Annotated in this window: 13 protein-coding genes; 9 read left to right on the forward strand and 4 right to left on the reverse strand. The window is 40.4% G+C overall.

Annotation, left to right across the window (positions count from 1 at the left end; translation table 11 throughout):
* Positions 1-21: 21 nt before the first annotated feature.
* Both F957_RS09660 and F957_RS09655 read right to left on the reverse strand, forming a co-directional pair.
* Complete coding sequence (locus tag F957_RS09660; protein WP_212749887.1) at positions 22-1,305, reverse strand: MFS transporter; 1,284 nt, start codon at positions 1,303-1,305, stop codon at positions 22-24.
* 58 nt (positions 1,306-1,363) lie between these two features.
* Positions 1,364-2,518 carry an acyl-CoA dehydrogenase family protein gene (locus tag F957_RS09655; protein ID WP_016541027.1) on the reverse strand — a complete coding sequence of 385 codons (1,155 nt, stop codon included), beginning with the start codon at positions 2,516-2,518 and terminating at the stop codon, positions 1,364-1,366.
* A 311-nt stretch (positions 2,519-2,829) separates the two neighbouring features.
* Here F957_RS09655 and F957_RS09650 point away from each other — a divergent pair, with 311 nt between their 5' ends.
* From F957_RS09650 to F957_RS09625, 6 genes are all read left to right on the forward strand, one after another.
* Positions 2,830-3,618, forward strand: coding sequence for an enoyl-CoA hydratase (locus F957_RS09650; RefSeq protein ID WP_016541026.1), 789 nt, complete (start codon positions 2,830-2,832; stop codon positions 3,616-3,618).
* A gap of 29 nt (positions 3,619-3,647) precedes the next feature.
* Positions 3,648-4,409, forward strand: coding sequence for an SDR family oxidoreductase (locus F957_RS09645; RefSeq protein WP_016541025.1), 762 nt, complete (start codon positions 3,648-3,650; stop codon positions 4,407-4,409).
* Positions 4,410-4,470: 61 nt separating this feature from the next.
* The gene (locus tag F957_RS09640) at positions 4,471-5,994 is read left to right on the forward strand and encodes a 3-hydroxyacyl-CoA dehydrogenase (RefSeq protein WP_016541024.1); all 1,524 of its coding nucleotides are present in this window, start codon (positions 4,471-4,473) and stop codon (positions 5,992-5,994) included.
* Between the two features lie 14 nt (positions 5,995-6,008).
* Positions 6,009-7,214 carry a 3-oxoadipyl-CoA thiolase gene (locus F957_RS09635; protein ID WP_016541023.1) on the forward strand — a complete coding sequence of 402 codons (1,206 nt, stop codon included), beginning with the start codon at positions 6,009-6,011 and terminating at the stop codon, positions 7,212-7,214.
* 109 nt (positions 7,215-7,323) lie between these two features.
* Positions 7,324-8,166, forward strand: coding sequence for an IclR family transcriptional regulator (locus F957_RS09630; protein WP_016541022.1), 843 nt, complete (start codon positions 7,324-7,326; stop codon positions 8,164-8,166).
* 63 nt (positions 8,167-8,229) lie between these two features.
* Complete coding sequence (locus F957_RS09625; RefSeq protein ID WP_016541021.1) at positions 8,230-9,423, forward strand: MFS transporter; 1,194 nt, start codon at positions 8,230-8,232, stop codon at positions 9,421-9,423.
* A 9-nt stretch (positions 9,424-9,432) separates the two neighbouring features.
* Here F957_RS09625 and F957_RS09620 read toward each other — a convergent pair whose 3' ends face one another.
* Positions 9,433-10,278: an IclR family transcriptional regulator gene (locus tag F957_RS09620; RefSeq protein ID WP_000996082.1), complete on the reverse strand. Its 846-nt coding sequence runs from the start codon at positions 10,276-10,278 to the stop codon at positions 9,433-9,435.
* A gap of 161 nt (positions 10,279-10,439) precedes the next feature.
* On the reverse strand, positions 10,440-11,657 hold the full coding sequence (locus F957_RS09615) for a CaiB/BaiF CoA transferase family protein (RefSeq protein WP_016541020.1): 1,218 nt from the start codon (positions 11,655-11,657) through the stop codon (positions 10,440-10,442).
* A gap of 329 nt (positions 11,658-11,986) precedes the next feature.
* On the opposite strand from F957_RS09615, the gene F957_RS09610 reads away from it, so the two are divergent.
* From F957_RS09610 to F957_RS21150, 3 genes are all read left to right on the forward strand, one after another.
* The gene (locus F957_RS09610) at positions 11,987-13,138 is read left to right on the forward strand and encodes an acyl-CoA dehydrogenase family protein (protein WP_016541019.1); all 1,152 of its coding nucleotides are present in this window, start codon (positions 11,987-11,989) and stop codon (positions 13,136-13,138) included.
* 61 nt (positions 13,139-13,199) lie between these two features.
* The gene (locus F957_RS09605; protein ID WP_016541018.1) at positions 13,200-14,450 is read left to right on the forward strand and encodes an MFS transporter; all 1,251 of its coding nucleotides are present in this window, start codon (positions 13,200-13,202) and stop codon (positions 14,448-14,450) included.
* A 152-nt stretch (positions 14,451-14,602) separates the two neighbouring features.
* Positions 14,603-14,764 (forward strand): NAD(P)-binding protein (locus tag F957_RS21150; RefSeq protein ID WP_155765488.1); only part of this gene is annotated, 162 nt, incomplete at its 3' end.

Raw genomic sequence — 14,764 nt, forward strand, 5'->3', positions numbered from 1 at the left:
TTGAAGTAACAGCTCAAGCCATCACTCTGCTTTTTGCGGGTTAAATAGTCGGTCTTTAATAAATAACAATGGAATTACACCGCAGATAAAATAAGCACCCGCCATCACTAATAGACCTAAACCAATCGAGCCATTTTGAGATAGAAAACCAATTGTTAATGGAGAGAAAATAGAAAGTACTTTACCAATGTTATAAGCGCCACCCACTGCCGAACCCCGAATAGAAGTCGGGAAACTTTCTGTCATATAGGTGGCATTAATGGCGTAAGGAATACCGTAAAGGAAACCGAAGAACAGCATCATCCATAAAATATTCGTTGGTGTATTTAAGTAGACAATGACTGGAATAAATAAGGCTGTACCAATGGTTCCGAAAGCAAATACAGCGCGACGTCCTAATTTATCGGCAATAATTCCTGCAATCACTTTGGCGAACATCATAATCAGGAAAGTACCGACCATATACATAGCCATTTCTTTAAATTTGATGCCAAGATCAGACTCTAAATAAGCTGGTAACCAGTTACTCACCCCGTAATAACCAAACTGCAATGCACCTGTACTAATAATCCAAAGTACAAACATGGTGCCGTGTTTCTTATCTCTTAAAATTTCAATATATGGGTTTTGACGTTTTTTAGGTTGGTTACTTTGAGCGACTTCTAGCGCTTTTAATTGACGTGCTTTTTTCCAAGACTCAGGTTCAGGTACACAAAAGTGCATTAAAATTGACAACACCACAGGCGTGATTGCAATCCAATAAAGGAAACGCCAGCCATGTTCAGGAATAATATGACCTGCTAATAAAGTCGCTAACAAAGAACCTAAGGTATAACCCGTCATAAGAGTAGCCAAAACAGTCGAGCGATGTTTTGTTGGCACCATTTCTGACATTAAAATATTACAAGCAATATAGAGCGCACCTAAGCCCATCGCTCCAAAAGTTCTTAAAACTGCAAATTGCATATAAGAATCAGTAAAACCCAGCGCACTGGTTAAAACTGAAGAATAAGCAATAAAAAACACAATAATGCGCACCCGTCCAAAACGGTCACAAGCCCAACCACCAATCAGGCCACCAATTGCTGAACCTAAAAGTGTTAAACTGCCTAATGTTCCAGCTTGTACACCCGTTAAATGAAATTCTGTTTTAAGACTGGTCAGGCTCAATGCCAAAAAACCTAAATCTGCCCCATCACACAACAATGTTAAAAAAGCGAATATAAATGCGGTAATCCAAATCTTTTTAGGTGTTTGAATCGCTTCCCCGCGATCCCTTTCTTGTATAGCTGTTTCTGTCGTCATGTCCATATCCTCAGCAAGAATATGAGGCATCCCCTGCCTCATGGCACTTGATTTTTTATTAGGCTGTTGCTTCCCGAATCATATTTTTTGCAATAATAATTTGTTGAACTTGCGTAGTGCCTTCATATAAACGGAACAAACGCACATCGCGATAAAAACGCTCAATGGCATATTCACTGATATAGCCTGCACCACCGTGAATCTGTACACAGCGATCAGCAACACGGCCACACATTTCAGTTGCAAACATTTTTGCGCAAGATGCTTCTGTACTGATGTTTTCGCCATTATCTCTGCGGCGAGCTGCATCTAGGACCATACATTTAGCCGCATAAATCTCGGCTTTTGAGTCAGCAAGCATGGCTTGAATCAACTGGAAGTTCGCAATAGGCTGACCAAACTGTTTGCGCTCAATTGCATAGTGCAGTGCGTCATTTAACATACGCTCAGAAACGCCCACACTATATGCACCAATATGCAAACGCCCTTTATCAAGCACTTTCATTGCTGTTTTAAAACCGACACCTTCTACCCCACCAATCAATGCAGAAGCAGGTACACGGCAATTTTCAAAAATGACATCACAGGTATGAGAGCCTTTCTGCCCCATTTTTTGGTCAATTTTGCCCAATGTAATGCCTGGTGTGTTGGCCTCAACTAAAAAAGCTGAAATACCAGCTGACCCTTTAATTTCAGGATTGGTTCGTGCCATTACCGTGAAAGTTGCAGCGTGGGGTGCATTGGTAATAAATCGTTTGGTGCCATTTAGAATATAAAAGTCACCGTCTTTGACTGCACTGGTTTTTAAAGATGCCGCATCAGAACCAGATTCAGGTTCAGTTAAACAAAATGAACCAATAATTTCGCCGCTTGCGTAACGCGGTAAATATTTTTGCTTTTGCTCTTCTGTACCATCAATCAAAATCGCACTAGAACCAATACCGTTATTAGTACCAATTAAAGAGCGAAAAGCTGGTGAAGTTTGTCCAAGTTCAAATGCTACTCTGACTTCTTCTTCCATGGTGATGCCTAGGCCCCCATATTCTTCGGGAATTGTGAGGCCGAACAAACCAAGCTCACGCATTTGCTGCACTATGTCATCTGGAATTTTGTCTTTCTCTACCACTTCGTTTTCACGAGGGATCAATTCATTTTTTACAAAATCTCGAATAGTTGAAAGTAATTGTTCCAACATCCCTTCATCACGGATCATCTGTGATCTCCCTTTTTATGTATTTCCATCGTACCCACCAGCTATCTCCAGCTTGTCTGGATACCATGTTTTAAATCTTGTTTACTGCGGATGTGTTTCATAGTACGAGAACAAAAACACAAATTTCAAGCTTTTTTTGAAAATTAATTTCGTTAAACGAAATTTAAAAAATTACCAATACACAATATCAATCACTTATCTTATTTGACCAATCATAATTACTCTAAGAGACTAAATAAAACTTGAAATAAATTCCAAAATAAGCATCATAAAAGGAATATAGTTTTGATATGCGAAACAAGGAATTCAAAATGAGTGTATTAACAGGGAATAATTTCGTAGAAGTTGACTTTTCTATTCAAAAAATAGCGATTGTAAAAATAAACCGACCTGAAGCAAAAAATGCACTGAATACAGAGCTTCGCAAACAACTAGCACAAGCTTTTACCGAATTGACTTTTAATGATGAGATCAATGCGGTTGTACTCACAGGTGGTGAAGAAGTTTTTGCTGCAGGTGCAGATTTAAAGGAAATGGCAACCGCAACTTCCACAGAAATGTTATTACGTCATACCGAACGTTATTGGAACGCAATTGCCCAGTGCCCTAAACCTGTGATTGCTGCTGTCAATGGTTATGCATTAGGAGGTGGCTGTGAACTTGCAATGCATGCTGACATTATTATTGCTGGTAAAGGCGCAATCTTTGGTCAGCCGGAAATTAAAGTCGGGTTAATGCCGGGTGCTGGTGGTACACAACGTTTGTTCCGTGCTGTGGGTAAATTCCATGCCATGCGCATGATTATGACGGGTGCTATGGTGAAAGCCGAAGAAGCTTATATGATTGGTCTTGTTTCACAAGTCACAGAAGACGACCAGACGATCCCAACTGCGATTCAAATGGCACAGAGCCTCGCAAAAATGCCTCCTATTGCCTTGCAACAAATTAAAGAAGTTGCGCTGATGAGCGAAGACGTTCCATTAAATGCTGGCTTAACCCTAGAGCGAAAATCATTCCAGTTACTATTTTCTACCGAAGATAAAAATGAAGGCGTTCAAGCTTTTATTGAAAAGCGTAAACCGTTTTATCAAGGTAAGTAATTCAAAACGATAATAACTAAGGACTGAACATGAGCAGAAAAGTATTGATTAGTGCAGGTGGTTCTGGGATTGGTCGATGCATTGCCGAGGCATTTTTAACCAGCCATGATGAAGTTTTTGTTTGTGATATTAGCGCTAAAAGCCTTGAACAGTTTCAGAAAGACTATCCAAAGCTGCATATACATACCTGTAATTTGGCTGATCATGAGCAAATTAAACTCATGTTTAATGAAGCAGTTCAGAAACTTGGCGGTATCGATATTTTAGTTAATAACACAGGCATCTCAGGCCCGACCGTTGCAGCAAATGAACTAAGTTTTGATGATTGGAACACGGTGATTAATTTAAACCTGAATAGCACTTTTTTAATGACCCAGTTAGCCATTCCCTATTTAAAGCAAGCAAAAGCAGGCGTAATTATTAATATGTCATCTATTGCCGGACGCTTAGGCTATCCATACCGTTTAGCCTATTCCACTTCCAAATGGGGCCTGATTGGTTTTACCAAAACGCTTTCTATGGAACTTGGTGCAGACAATATTCGAGTTAACGCGATCCTTCCAGGTGCGGTAGATGGTGATCGAGTTCAACGTGTATTACAGGCCCGTGCCAATGTAGCCCATACCTCACTTGAAGAAGTCACTCAAAACGCACTAAAAAATCAGTCGCTCAAATATTTTGTCAATCCAAAGCATATTGCAGATTTATGCCTATTTATAGCTTCAGACAGCGGACGCTCTATTTCTGGTCAAATCTTACCGATTGATGGTGATAAACAATGCTTAAGCTAAATCAAAAAACCCTATTTTTCCGTTTAATTTCAAATATAGATTAATCATCAGGATGATCGACATGACTTATGATATTAAAAGCATGGCTGTGATTGGTGTCGGTATTATGGGCAGTGGTATTGCTCAAATTGCTGCACAGTCAGGTCATACCACTTATTTATATGATGCCAAAGCAGGTGCAGCAGAACAGGCCAAAGAAAAACTAGCTGCCACATTTCAAAAGTTAGTCGACAAAAATAAAATTACACTTGAGCAAGCAGCTCAGGCAAATAGCCATTTAGTTGTTGCTCAGCAAATTGAAGATTTAAAAAATTGCGATCTGATTGTAGAAGCAATTGTTGAACGCCTCGATATCAAACAGAGCTTGATGCAGCAGCTTGAAGATATTGTTTCCGACAATACCATTTTAGCCTCAAACACTTCTTCTCTGTCTATTACAGCGATTGCTGCAAATTGTAAAAAACCTGAACGTGTTGTGGGTTATCACTTTTTTAACCCAGTTCCACTCATGAAAGTGGTCGAAGTCATTCGTGGTTTAAAAACTGACCCTCTTATTATTAATGCCTTAAATGATCTGTCTCGTGCCTTTGGCCATCGCCCTGTTGTTGCGAAGGATACCCCTGGATTTATTATTAATCATGCAGGTCGCGCTTATGGAACTGAAGCACTTAAAATTTTAAACGAGAATGTCTGTGACATCAGTGAAATTGACCGAATTTTACGTGACGGCGTAGGATTTAGAATGGGTCCTTTTGAATTAATGGATTTAACTGGCCTTGATGTTTCTCACCCTGTGATGGAGTCGATTTATCATCAGTATTATGAAGAAGCCCGTTACAAACCAAGCCCGCTCACCAAGCAAATGCTAGATGCCAAGCAACTTGGACGTAAAGTCAATCAAGGTTTTTATAACTATGAGACGGGTTCAAAAACTGGGGAACAACCTGCCAAGTTTGTAGAGCGTTTAGCCCGATATCCAAAAGTTTGGATTGCGACAGATTTCCCTGAAGATAAAAAACAGATCGAAGATTATTTAACTCAGCAAAATATTGCTCTAGACACCAACACCGAGCCACAAACAGATAGCTTATGTTTACTCGCTTGTTATGGTGAAGACACAACTCAAGCAGCTACTCGCCTAGGCGTTAACCCAGAACAAACTGTTGCGATAGACATGCTTTATGGCATTGCAAAGCATCGAACCTTAATGCCATCACTTATTATCAAACCTGAATACCGTCAGGCAGCTCACTCTATTTTCAATCTAGATGGAAATCTGGTGAGTATGATTAATGAAAGTATTGGCTTTGTTGCACAGCGTGTTTTAGCCATGGTGATTAATTTAGGCTGTGATATTGCACAGCAAAATGTTGCAACTGTAGATGATATCAATGCCGCTGTCCGCTTAGGCCTGGGTTATCCATTTGGCCCAATTGAATGGGGCGATCATGTCGGTAGCCAAAAAATCTTACTCATTCTGAACCGTATAACAGCGCTTACGCATGACCCACGTTACCGCCCTAGCCCGTGGTTACAACGTCGTGTCGCACTACATTTACCTCTTACTTTTACTCATGAGTCTTGAAAAGGAATTTCTCAATGTTAAATGCATATATTTATGATGGTTTACGTAGCCCATTTGGCCGTCATGCAGGTGAACTTGCCTCAATTCGCCCTGATGATTTAGCTGCAACTGTCATTCAAAAACTATTAGAAAAAACTGGTGTTCCAGGTGCTGATATTGAAGATGTAATTTTAGGCGATACCAACCAAGCAGGTGAAGACAGTCGTAATGTGGCTCGCAACGCGCTGTTACTAGCTGGATTACCAGTCACTGTGCCGGGCCAGACAGTAAACCGTCTATGCGCTAGTGGTTTAGGTGCTGTGATTGACTCTGCCCGAGCCATCACCTGTGGCGAAGGTGATTTGTATATCGCAGGTGGTGTAGAAAGTATGTCACGTGCACCTTTTGTCATGGGTAAAGCAGAAAGTGCTTATAGCCGTGATGCAAAAATTTATGACACCACAATTGGCTCTCGTTTTCCAAATAAAAAAATTATTGCTCAGTACGGCGGTCATTCAATGCCTGAAACAGGTGATAACGTCGCAGCCGATTTTGGTATTAGCCGTGAGCAAGCCGATTTATTTGCAGCTCAATCACAAGCCAAATATCAAAAAGCCAAAGAAGAAGGTTTCTTTGCTGGTGAAATCACCCCAATTGAAGTATTTCAAGGCAAAAAATTACCACCTAAATCAGTGAGCGAAGATGAACACCCTCGCCCAAGCTCAACTGTTGAAGCACTCACCAAATTAAAACCGCTGTTTGAAGGTGGTGTGGTCACTGCTGGTAATGCCTCAGGTATTAATGATGGTGCAGCGGCGCTCTTAATTGGTTCAGAAGCAGCAGGTCAAAAATATGGCTTAAGACCCATGGCAAAAATCTTATCAGCGGCAGCAGCTGGTATTGAACCACGTATTATGGGTGCAGGCCCTATTGAAGCCATTAAGAAAGCAGTTGCGCGGGCAGGCCTTACTTTAGATGACATGGATATTATTGAAATTAATGAAGCCTTTGCTTCACAGGTCTTATCGTGTTTAAAAGGCTTGAACGTTGATTTTAATGACCCACGTGTAAACCCGAACGGTGGTGCGATTGCAGTGGGTCATCCACTTGGCGCATCTGGCGCTCGTCTTAGCTTAACAGTGGCACGCGAACTTATACGCCGTAAAAAGAAATATGCAGTGGTGAGCCTCTGTATTGGTGTAGGCCAAGGTCTTGCGATGGTGATTGAAAACGTTTCATAACCATTGATTCTGATATCCATTCATCACAACAGCGCAGTGATGAATGGATTTATTTTGCAGAGCGAAATATAATAGCAAAACTATTGCTTTAATTATATTTGAGGATCGAATGTCTCAAAACATGGAAACTGAAAAACCAATAAATTTTGATGAGATACGTTTAGATCCTATTTCGCATATACATCGAGAAAATAATCCGCAGTTTATTGCTTCTTTAGCACGCGGTTTAGAACTTTTAAGGTGTTTTTCTGCAAATAATCAGGTGCTTGGCAACCAAGAATTAGCAAAAATGATAGGTTTACCTAAACCGACCATTGCACGTATTACCAATACCCTTGTGTCATTAGGTTATTTAAAACAATTGCCTAACTCAACCAAATACACATTAGACATTGGTGTTTTATCTTTAGGATATGCAGCATTATCTAATATCTCGATTCGTAATATTGCTCATCAATATATGGAAGAGTTGAGTCAGTATGTTCAGGCCCCTGTGGCGATGGCAACGCGTGACCGATTAAATATGGTGTATATCGATGTTGTACAAATTGAAACTGCATTAAATATGCGTCGTCCAATTGGTTCTACTTTGCCAATTCATAGTAGTTCAATGGGCCGAGCATGCTTAGCTGCGACCCCTGAACGTGAACGTAACTTTCTACTTGATGCGTTGAAACAAAAGAATCCCGAAAACTGGCCAGCCATAAAACGTTCTTTAGAACGAGCTTTCCGTGATTACCAAGATTATGGATATTGTTTGTCTTTAGGCGAGTGGCATAAAGAAGTGAACTCGGTGGCTGTACCTTTGGTCAGCTCCAAACATGGTCTTTATGTTTTTAACTGTGGTGCGCCAAGTTTTCATTTAAATCCGGAAAAACTTGAAGGTGAAATTGGACCACGTTTAATCCATATGGTGCACAACATTCAAGATGCCTTGAATGAAACGCACTAACAATCGTGCTTAAAACAATCATGGTTGAGTTGATTAAAGTTCCACTTTCATTATGACTAAGGCATGATGAAAAACGCACTCTATACCCCAACCATTATTTTAATGGCGATTGCCGCAGGCATTTGTACAGGTGGAAATTATTTTAGTCAGCCACTCATTCATTCAATTAGTGTAAGCCTAAATTTAACCGAAACAACTACAGCGTGGGTGCCGACTCTAGCCCAAATCACCTACGCATGTGGCTTGCTTTTCTTAATGCCATTAGGGGACATAATAGAAAAGCGCAAGCTACTCTTTATCTTTATGCTATTGGCTTCAAGTGGATTAATTATTAGCGGTTTTTCGCACAACATCTATCTTTTACTGCTTGGTACCGTCATTACTGGTCTTTTTTCCAGTTCAGCCCAATTGTTATTACCCCTTGCTGCAAGTCTGGTTCCGATTCAACAAAGCGGCCGTGTGGTTGGCTTTTTACTGAGCGGACTAATGATGGGGGTTTTACTCGCTCGTTCGCTTTCTGGACTGATGTCTACGCTTTTCGCTTGGAATATTATTTATTTGGTCAGTGGTTTTCTATTACTTGTTATTGCCTTTATTTTGCATCGTAATATCGGGTTATTTCCACCCACCAAATCTGAAAACTATGTAAAAACCATTCGTTCTTTACCACAGATTTTTATTCAAAATCGACGTTTAAGGACTAGAACTTATATTGGTGGTTTTACATTTGCTTGTGTTAGCCTAACCTTTACCACCATGTCGTTGCTACTGGCTCCAGCGCCCTACTTTTTTAGTGACTTTACCATTGGTCTTTTTGGTTTTGTTGGCGTGTTAGGGACTTTCATTGCTAATTTCTCAGGCAAATTTATTGATCAAGGCTATATTCATAAAATTTCGATCTATTGCGGCATTGGGCTAATTTTAAGTTGGATACTTTTTTCACTTTTACCCTATCATTTTACCTTTTACATTATTGCTTTACTCATTCTCTACGCCTCTCTTTCTGCGGTACATGTCACCAACCAAAGTATTGTATTTAAACTTAATCAAGAATTACGCTCACGGTTTAACGCGATTTATATGACAGGTTACTTTGCTGGCGGTGCATTAGGTACAACAGCGGGAAGCTATGCTTGGAAACACTTCGGATGGGTAGGTGTCTGTATGCTAGGCTTAATTTTTGCCGTTTTATGTCTTTATTATTGTGTGCGTGATATAAAAAACCAGCATAAATATGATGCTGGTTTTTTAAAATGAAGAACGCGCTTAACTAATTTCGGTACGAATATTATTCACCATATGTAAAAGACGTGGAGCAATATCCTCTTCAAGTTTTTCTCGATTCATAATAAAGCTCGGCCCACCACAGTTAAACACCAGTAAACCATGCTGTTCATGAATTAATGGAACCGCAACCGAGTTGACATCTTTATGCCATTCACCAATCGAAAAACAATAGCCAAAATCCTGATAGTCTTTAAAGGCTTTATCCAGATCACGGTTAATCTTGATCCAGTCTTCTTTATGCTTACTGCGAATCGCATCAAGTAAAAATTCTCGTTCATCTTCAGGCATGGCAGCTAAACATGCACGCCCCATCGAACTTAAATGAATCGGTAAATAGGTTCCAACTTGACGGCGCATGGTCATATTGCCTTTACCTTGTACCACATCCAGATAAATCATATTCAGTCGATCACGTGTTGCCATTGCAACAGCAGCGCCCGCATAGTCAGCTAAATTCTTCATATAGGGATGCGCAATAGAACGAATCGATACATTTGAAAGCATGGAGTAGCCAAAAGCCAAGACACCCACAGAGAGCTGGAATTTGCTCGAATTCGGGACTTGCTTGATATATCCCAAACGAGACAAAGTATGCGTGAGACGAGTAATCGTTGGCTTCGGCAAACCTGTCATTTGCGCTAATTCCTGATTTCCCAAATGCTGATGTTTTGGAGTGAAGCAGCGTAGCAGCTCTAAACCACGAGCTAAAGCCGTAATAAATTGGCGGTCATTTTCATCTTGCATGTCTTCAATCGGATGTAACAACTCATGCCTTAAAGGCGCTAGTAATTTTTCTGTTTGTTCTGCATCTACGGCATCATTCATGATTTTACCAATCTAAATATTAGTTTCGCACTGCGAAAATTATAATCTATTTTTTCTATAATAAACAGTTAAAGCTCATCCATGAATATCTAAACAACCTAGTTAAGTACAATCAAAAAGCAAAGTCAAAATACAGATGCATTTTGACTTTGGTACATTTGTTATCCAACAATCCCTTTCAGCTTTAATTCATCCAGTTTTTCCTGAGAAAGAACCCGAGTTAAAATCTTATCAGTATGCTCACCCAATAAAGGTGGCGCAGTTTTATACTCAACTGGCGTTCTTGAAAGTTTGATCGGCGACCCAATCACGGTTAGCTTCTCGCGTTGCGGATGCGGCATATCAACCAGCATTTTTCTTGCAATCACTTGCGGCTCTTGAAAAGCCTGTGCCAGATTATTGATCACTCCAACAGGAACTTTAGCTGCATAAATAGCAACAACCCATTCATCTGCTGTCTTTGTTAAAAAATGCGCTGATAGAATCCCAATAATTTCATCTCGATGCTGAATACGGTCTGCGTTGCGACTAAATCGAGAATCATTCGGTAAATCAGGTAAGCCAATACTTCTGCACAACTGAATAAACTGAGTATCATTGCCACATGCAATAATAAACTCCCGATCAGTAGCTTTAAACACCTGATATGGCACAATATTGGCGTGTGCATTGCCATACCGTTCAGGCACTTTTCCAGAAGACAGATAATTCATTCCCTGATTGGCCATTGTTGCAATTTGCACATCTAATAAAGCCATATCGATATATTGGCCCAAACCCGTCACATGACGATTGAGTAGCGCGGCTTGAATTGCAATCGTAGAATATAATCCTGTCGCCAAATCAGAAAATGCCACGCCTACTTTTTGTGGACCTCCTCCAGGCAAATCATCCTTTTCTCCTGTGACGGACATTAGCCCACCCATTCCCTGAATAATAAAATCATAGCCAGGCTCTTCTGCACGTGGACCATCTTGTCCAAAACCCGTGATCGAACAATAGACCAGACCCGGATTGATTGCGGACAATGCAGCATAATCCAGCCCATATTTTTTCAGCGAACCAGCCTTATAATTTTCAATGACAACATCTGTATCCTGAATTAAAGCTTTGATCAGTTCCTGTCCTTCAGGAGTGGCAATATCAATTGCAACCGAGAGCTTATTACGATTTGTCGACTGATAGTAAGCTGCTTCTCGCGTGTCTGATCCAGCATCATCCTTCATCCAAGGTGGCCCCCAAGATCGGGTATCATCTCCGACCTTTGGTCGTTCCACCTTAATCACTTCTGCACCCAGATCAGCAAGTATCTGTCCACACCACGGTCCAGCTAGTACCCGACTCAAATCAAGTACACGAATTCCATTTAAAGCGCCCATGTTTATCCTACTCACTTGTGCTTAATTTCCTATAGGAAAACTTACCTCACATAAGTTTCGCATAGCGATATATATTTTTAATATACAAACAAGATTTTAAAAAATCAAACCTTAATTTCCCATCAAAAAATATGATTTTTATTCAATAAATATAGATTAATTAAATCAACAGATTAGAAACCACTAACAACAAACATTATACCGCATTGCGAAATTTATTTTCAAAATATATTGTTTTGTGAGATTCCTTTGATTACTATCGCATCAATATTGATGATTTTACGAACATCGTATTTTTGTTTTTAGCTGCTTGTACAAAGGATATGACTATGATTCGAGATCAGGAAACACTGAACCAACTGGTCGATATGATTCGACAATTTGTTGAAGGTGTATTAATTCCTCATGAGAATGAAGTCGCTGAAACAGATGAAATTCCAAAAGATATTATTGAGCAAATGAAATCACTTGGCCTGTTTGGACTCACCATTCCAGAACAGTACGATGGTCTTGGGCTGACGATGGAAGAAGAGGTTTATATTGCTTTCGAGCTTGGCCGTACTTCCCCAGCCTTTCGCTCTCTGATCGGTACCAACAATGGGATCGGCTCTAGCGGTCTAATTATTGATGGGACAGAAGCACAAAAATCTTTTTTCCTGCCTCTTTTAGCCCGTGGTGAAATAATTAGTTCGTTCTGTCTTACTGAACCAGATGCAGGTTCTGACGCTGCTGCGCTCAAAACCAGTGCGGTAAAAGATGGTGATTTTTATGTATTAAACGGGACCAAGCGTTTTATTACCAATGCCCCACATGCTGGTGTATTTACAGTGATGGCACGTACCAACCCTGAAATTAAAGGGGCTGCTGGTATTTCTGCATTTATTGTCGATAGTCAAACTTCGGGGATTTTTCTTGGCAAACGAGATAAAAAAATGGGACAGAAAGGCGCACATACCTGTGATGTGATTTTTGAAAATTGTCGTGTTCCTGCGTCTGCATTAATTGGCGGCGTAGAAGGGATGGGCTTTAAAACAGCCATGAAAGTTCTGGATAAAGGTCGTTTGCATATTGCTGCCCTGAGTGTAGGGGCAGCCACACGCATGTTGGATGATTCTTTAAAGTATGCGATTGAGCGTAAACAGTTTGGTCAACCGATTGCTAGTTTTCAGTTAATCCAAGCCATGTTGGCTGATTCCAAAGCAGAAATTTATGCGGCTAAATGTATGGTTCTAGATGCAGCCCGCTGCCGTGATCATGGTGAAAATATTAGTACAGAAGCATCCTGCGCAAAAATGTTCGCCACTGAAATGTGTGGCCGCGTAGCTGACCGCTGCGTACAGATTCATGGTGGAGCGGGTTATATCAGTGAATATGCCATTGAGCGCTTTTACCGTGATGTACGCTTGTTCCGCTTATATGAAGGCACCACGCAGGTTCAACAATTGATTATTGCAAAAAATATGATTCGCGCTGCGTCTTAAACATTTTTTCAGCACTTTCAAACGATTTGAAGTGCGATCAGTCAAATGTAGGTAATGGATTATGGCTACAAATTACAATGCACCCTCCTCTGCAATAAAAGCTCATACTTGGAAAATTGCTTTTATTTTTGCATTTCTGGCTTTATTGGTAGATGGCGCAGACTTAATGCTACTGTCCTATAGCTTAAATAGTATTAAGGCAGATTTTGGCTTAAGCTCGGTTCAAGCTGGTATGCTCGGTAGTTTTACTTTGGCGGGTATGGCCATTGGTGGGATTTTTGGTGGTTGGGCATGTGATAAATTCGGGCGTGTCCGCATCGTTGTTATTTCGATTCTCACTTTTTCGCTATTAACTTGCGGACTTGGTTTTACTCAAAGTTTTCTTCAATTCGGTATTTTAAGATTTTTTGCTTCATTAGGCTTAGGTTCACTTTATATAGCCTGCAACACCTTGATGGCTGAATATGTACCTACACGGTATCGTACCACAGTACTCGGAACTTTACAGGCGGGCTGGACCGTCGGATATATTGTAGCAACATTGCTTGCAGGTTGGATTATCCCGGATCATGGTTGGCGTATGCTATTTTATGTTGCCATTATTCCTGTCATTCTTGCGATCTTCATGCATATTTTGGTTCCAGAGCCACTCGCATGGCAAGAATCCCGTTTACAGCAGCCTAATTTAAGTGAGAACGCTGAAAAACCGTCAGCTTTGAAACTTATTTTTCAGGATAAACGCAATCGTAATATGTTTATACTCTGGGCTTTAACTGCTGGTTTCTTACAATTTGGTTATTACGGTGTGAATAACTGGATGCCTTCATATCTGGAAAGCGAACTCGGAATGAAGTTCAAGGAAATGACAGCCTATATGGTAGGTACCTATACAGCCATGATTCTCGGTAAAGTACTTGCAGGGATGATGGCAGATAAACTTGGACGCCGTTTTACTTATGCTTTTGGTGCAATTGGCACTGCAATTTTTCTGCCACTAATCGTTTTCTATAATACCCCCGAAAATATTTTATTTTTACTGGTTGTCTTCGGCTTTTTATACGGTATTCCATATGGTGTAAATGCCACCTATATGACTGAAAGCTTTCCAACAGCGATTCGTGGTACGGCTATTGGCGGCGCATACAATGTAGGTCGTTTAGGTGCTGCAATAGCACCTGCAACGATTGGTTTTTTAGCTTCTGGTGGATCTATTGGTTTAGGTTTTGTTGTCATGGGAGCAGCTTACCTGATTTGTGGTGTGATTCCTGCCCTGTTTATTAAGGAAAAACTCTACGACCCACAAAATTCTTAAAAGTAGATCTTCCAATAAAAAGGCCAACTTGATCAAGTTGGCCTTTTTATGCCTCCCCTAAATCTCTCTGTTAGGCAATTTTTTGCTATTTTTATTTGATATTTTCATTTTATTAACATAAAGTATCGCTAAGCGAAATAATATTTCTTAAAATGAAGGATCAAAGCCGAGAGTCAATGGAGTTTGACGTAGTGATCGTTGGCGCAGGACCTTCGGGTTTATCTGCTGCGATTAAAATTCGTCAATTAGCGATTGAAAACAACCTGCCTGATCTTTCTGTTTGTGTTGTTGAAAAAGGCTCTGAAGTAGGTGCG

The sequence above is a fragment of the Acinetobacter gyllenbergii CIP 110306 = MTCC 11365 genome, from assembly GCF_000413855.1.
GTDB classification, from domain to species: Bacteria; Pseudomonadota; Gammaproteobacteria; order Pseudomonadales; family Moraxellaceae; genus Acinetobacter; species Acinetobacter gyllenbergii.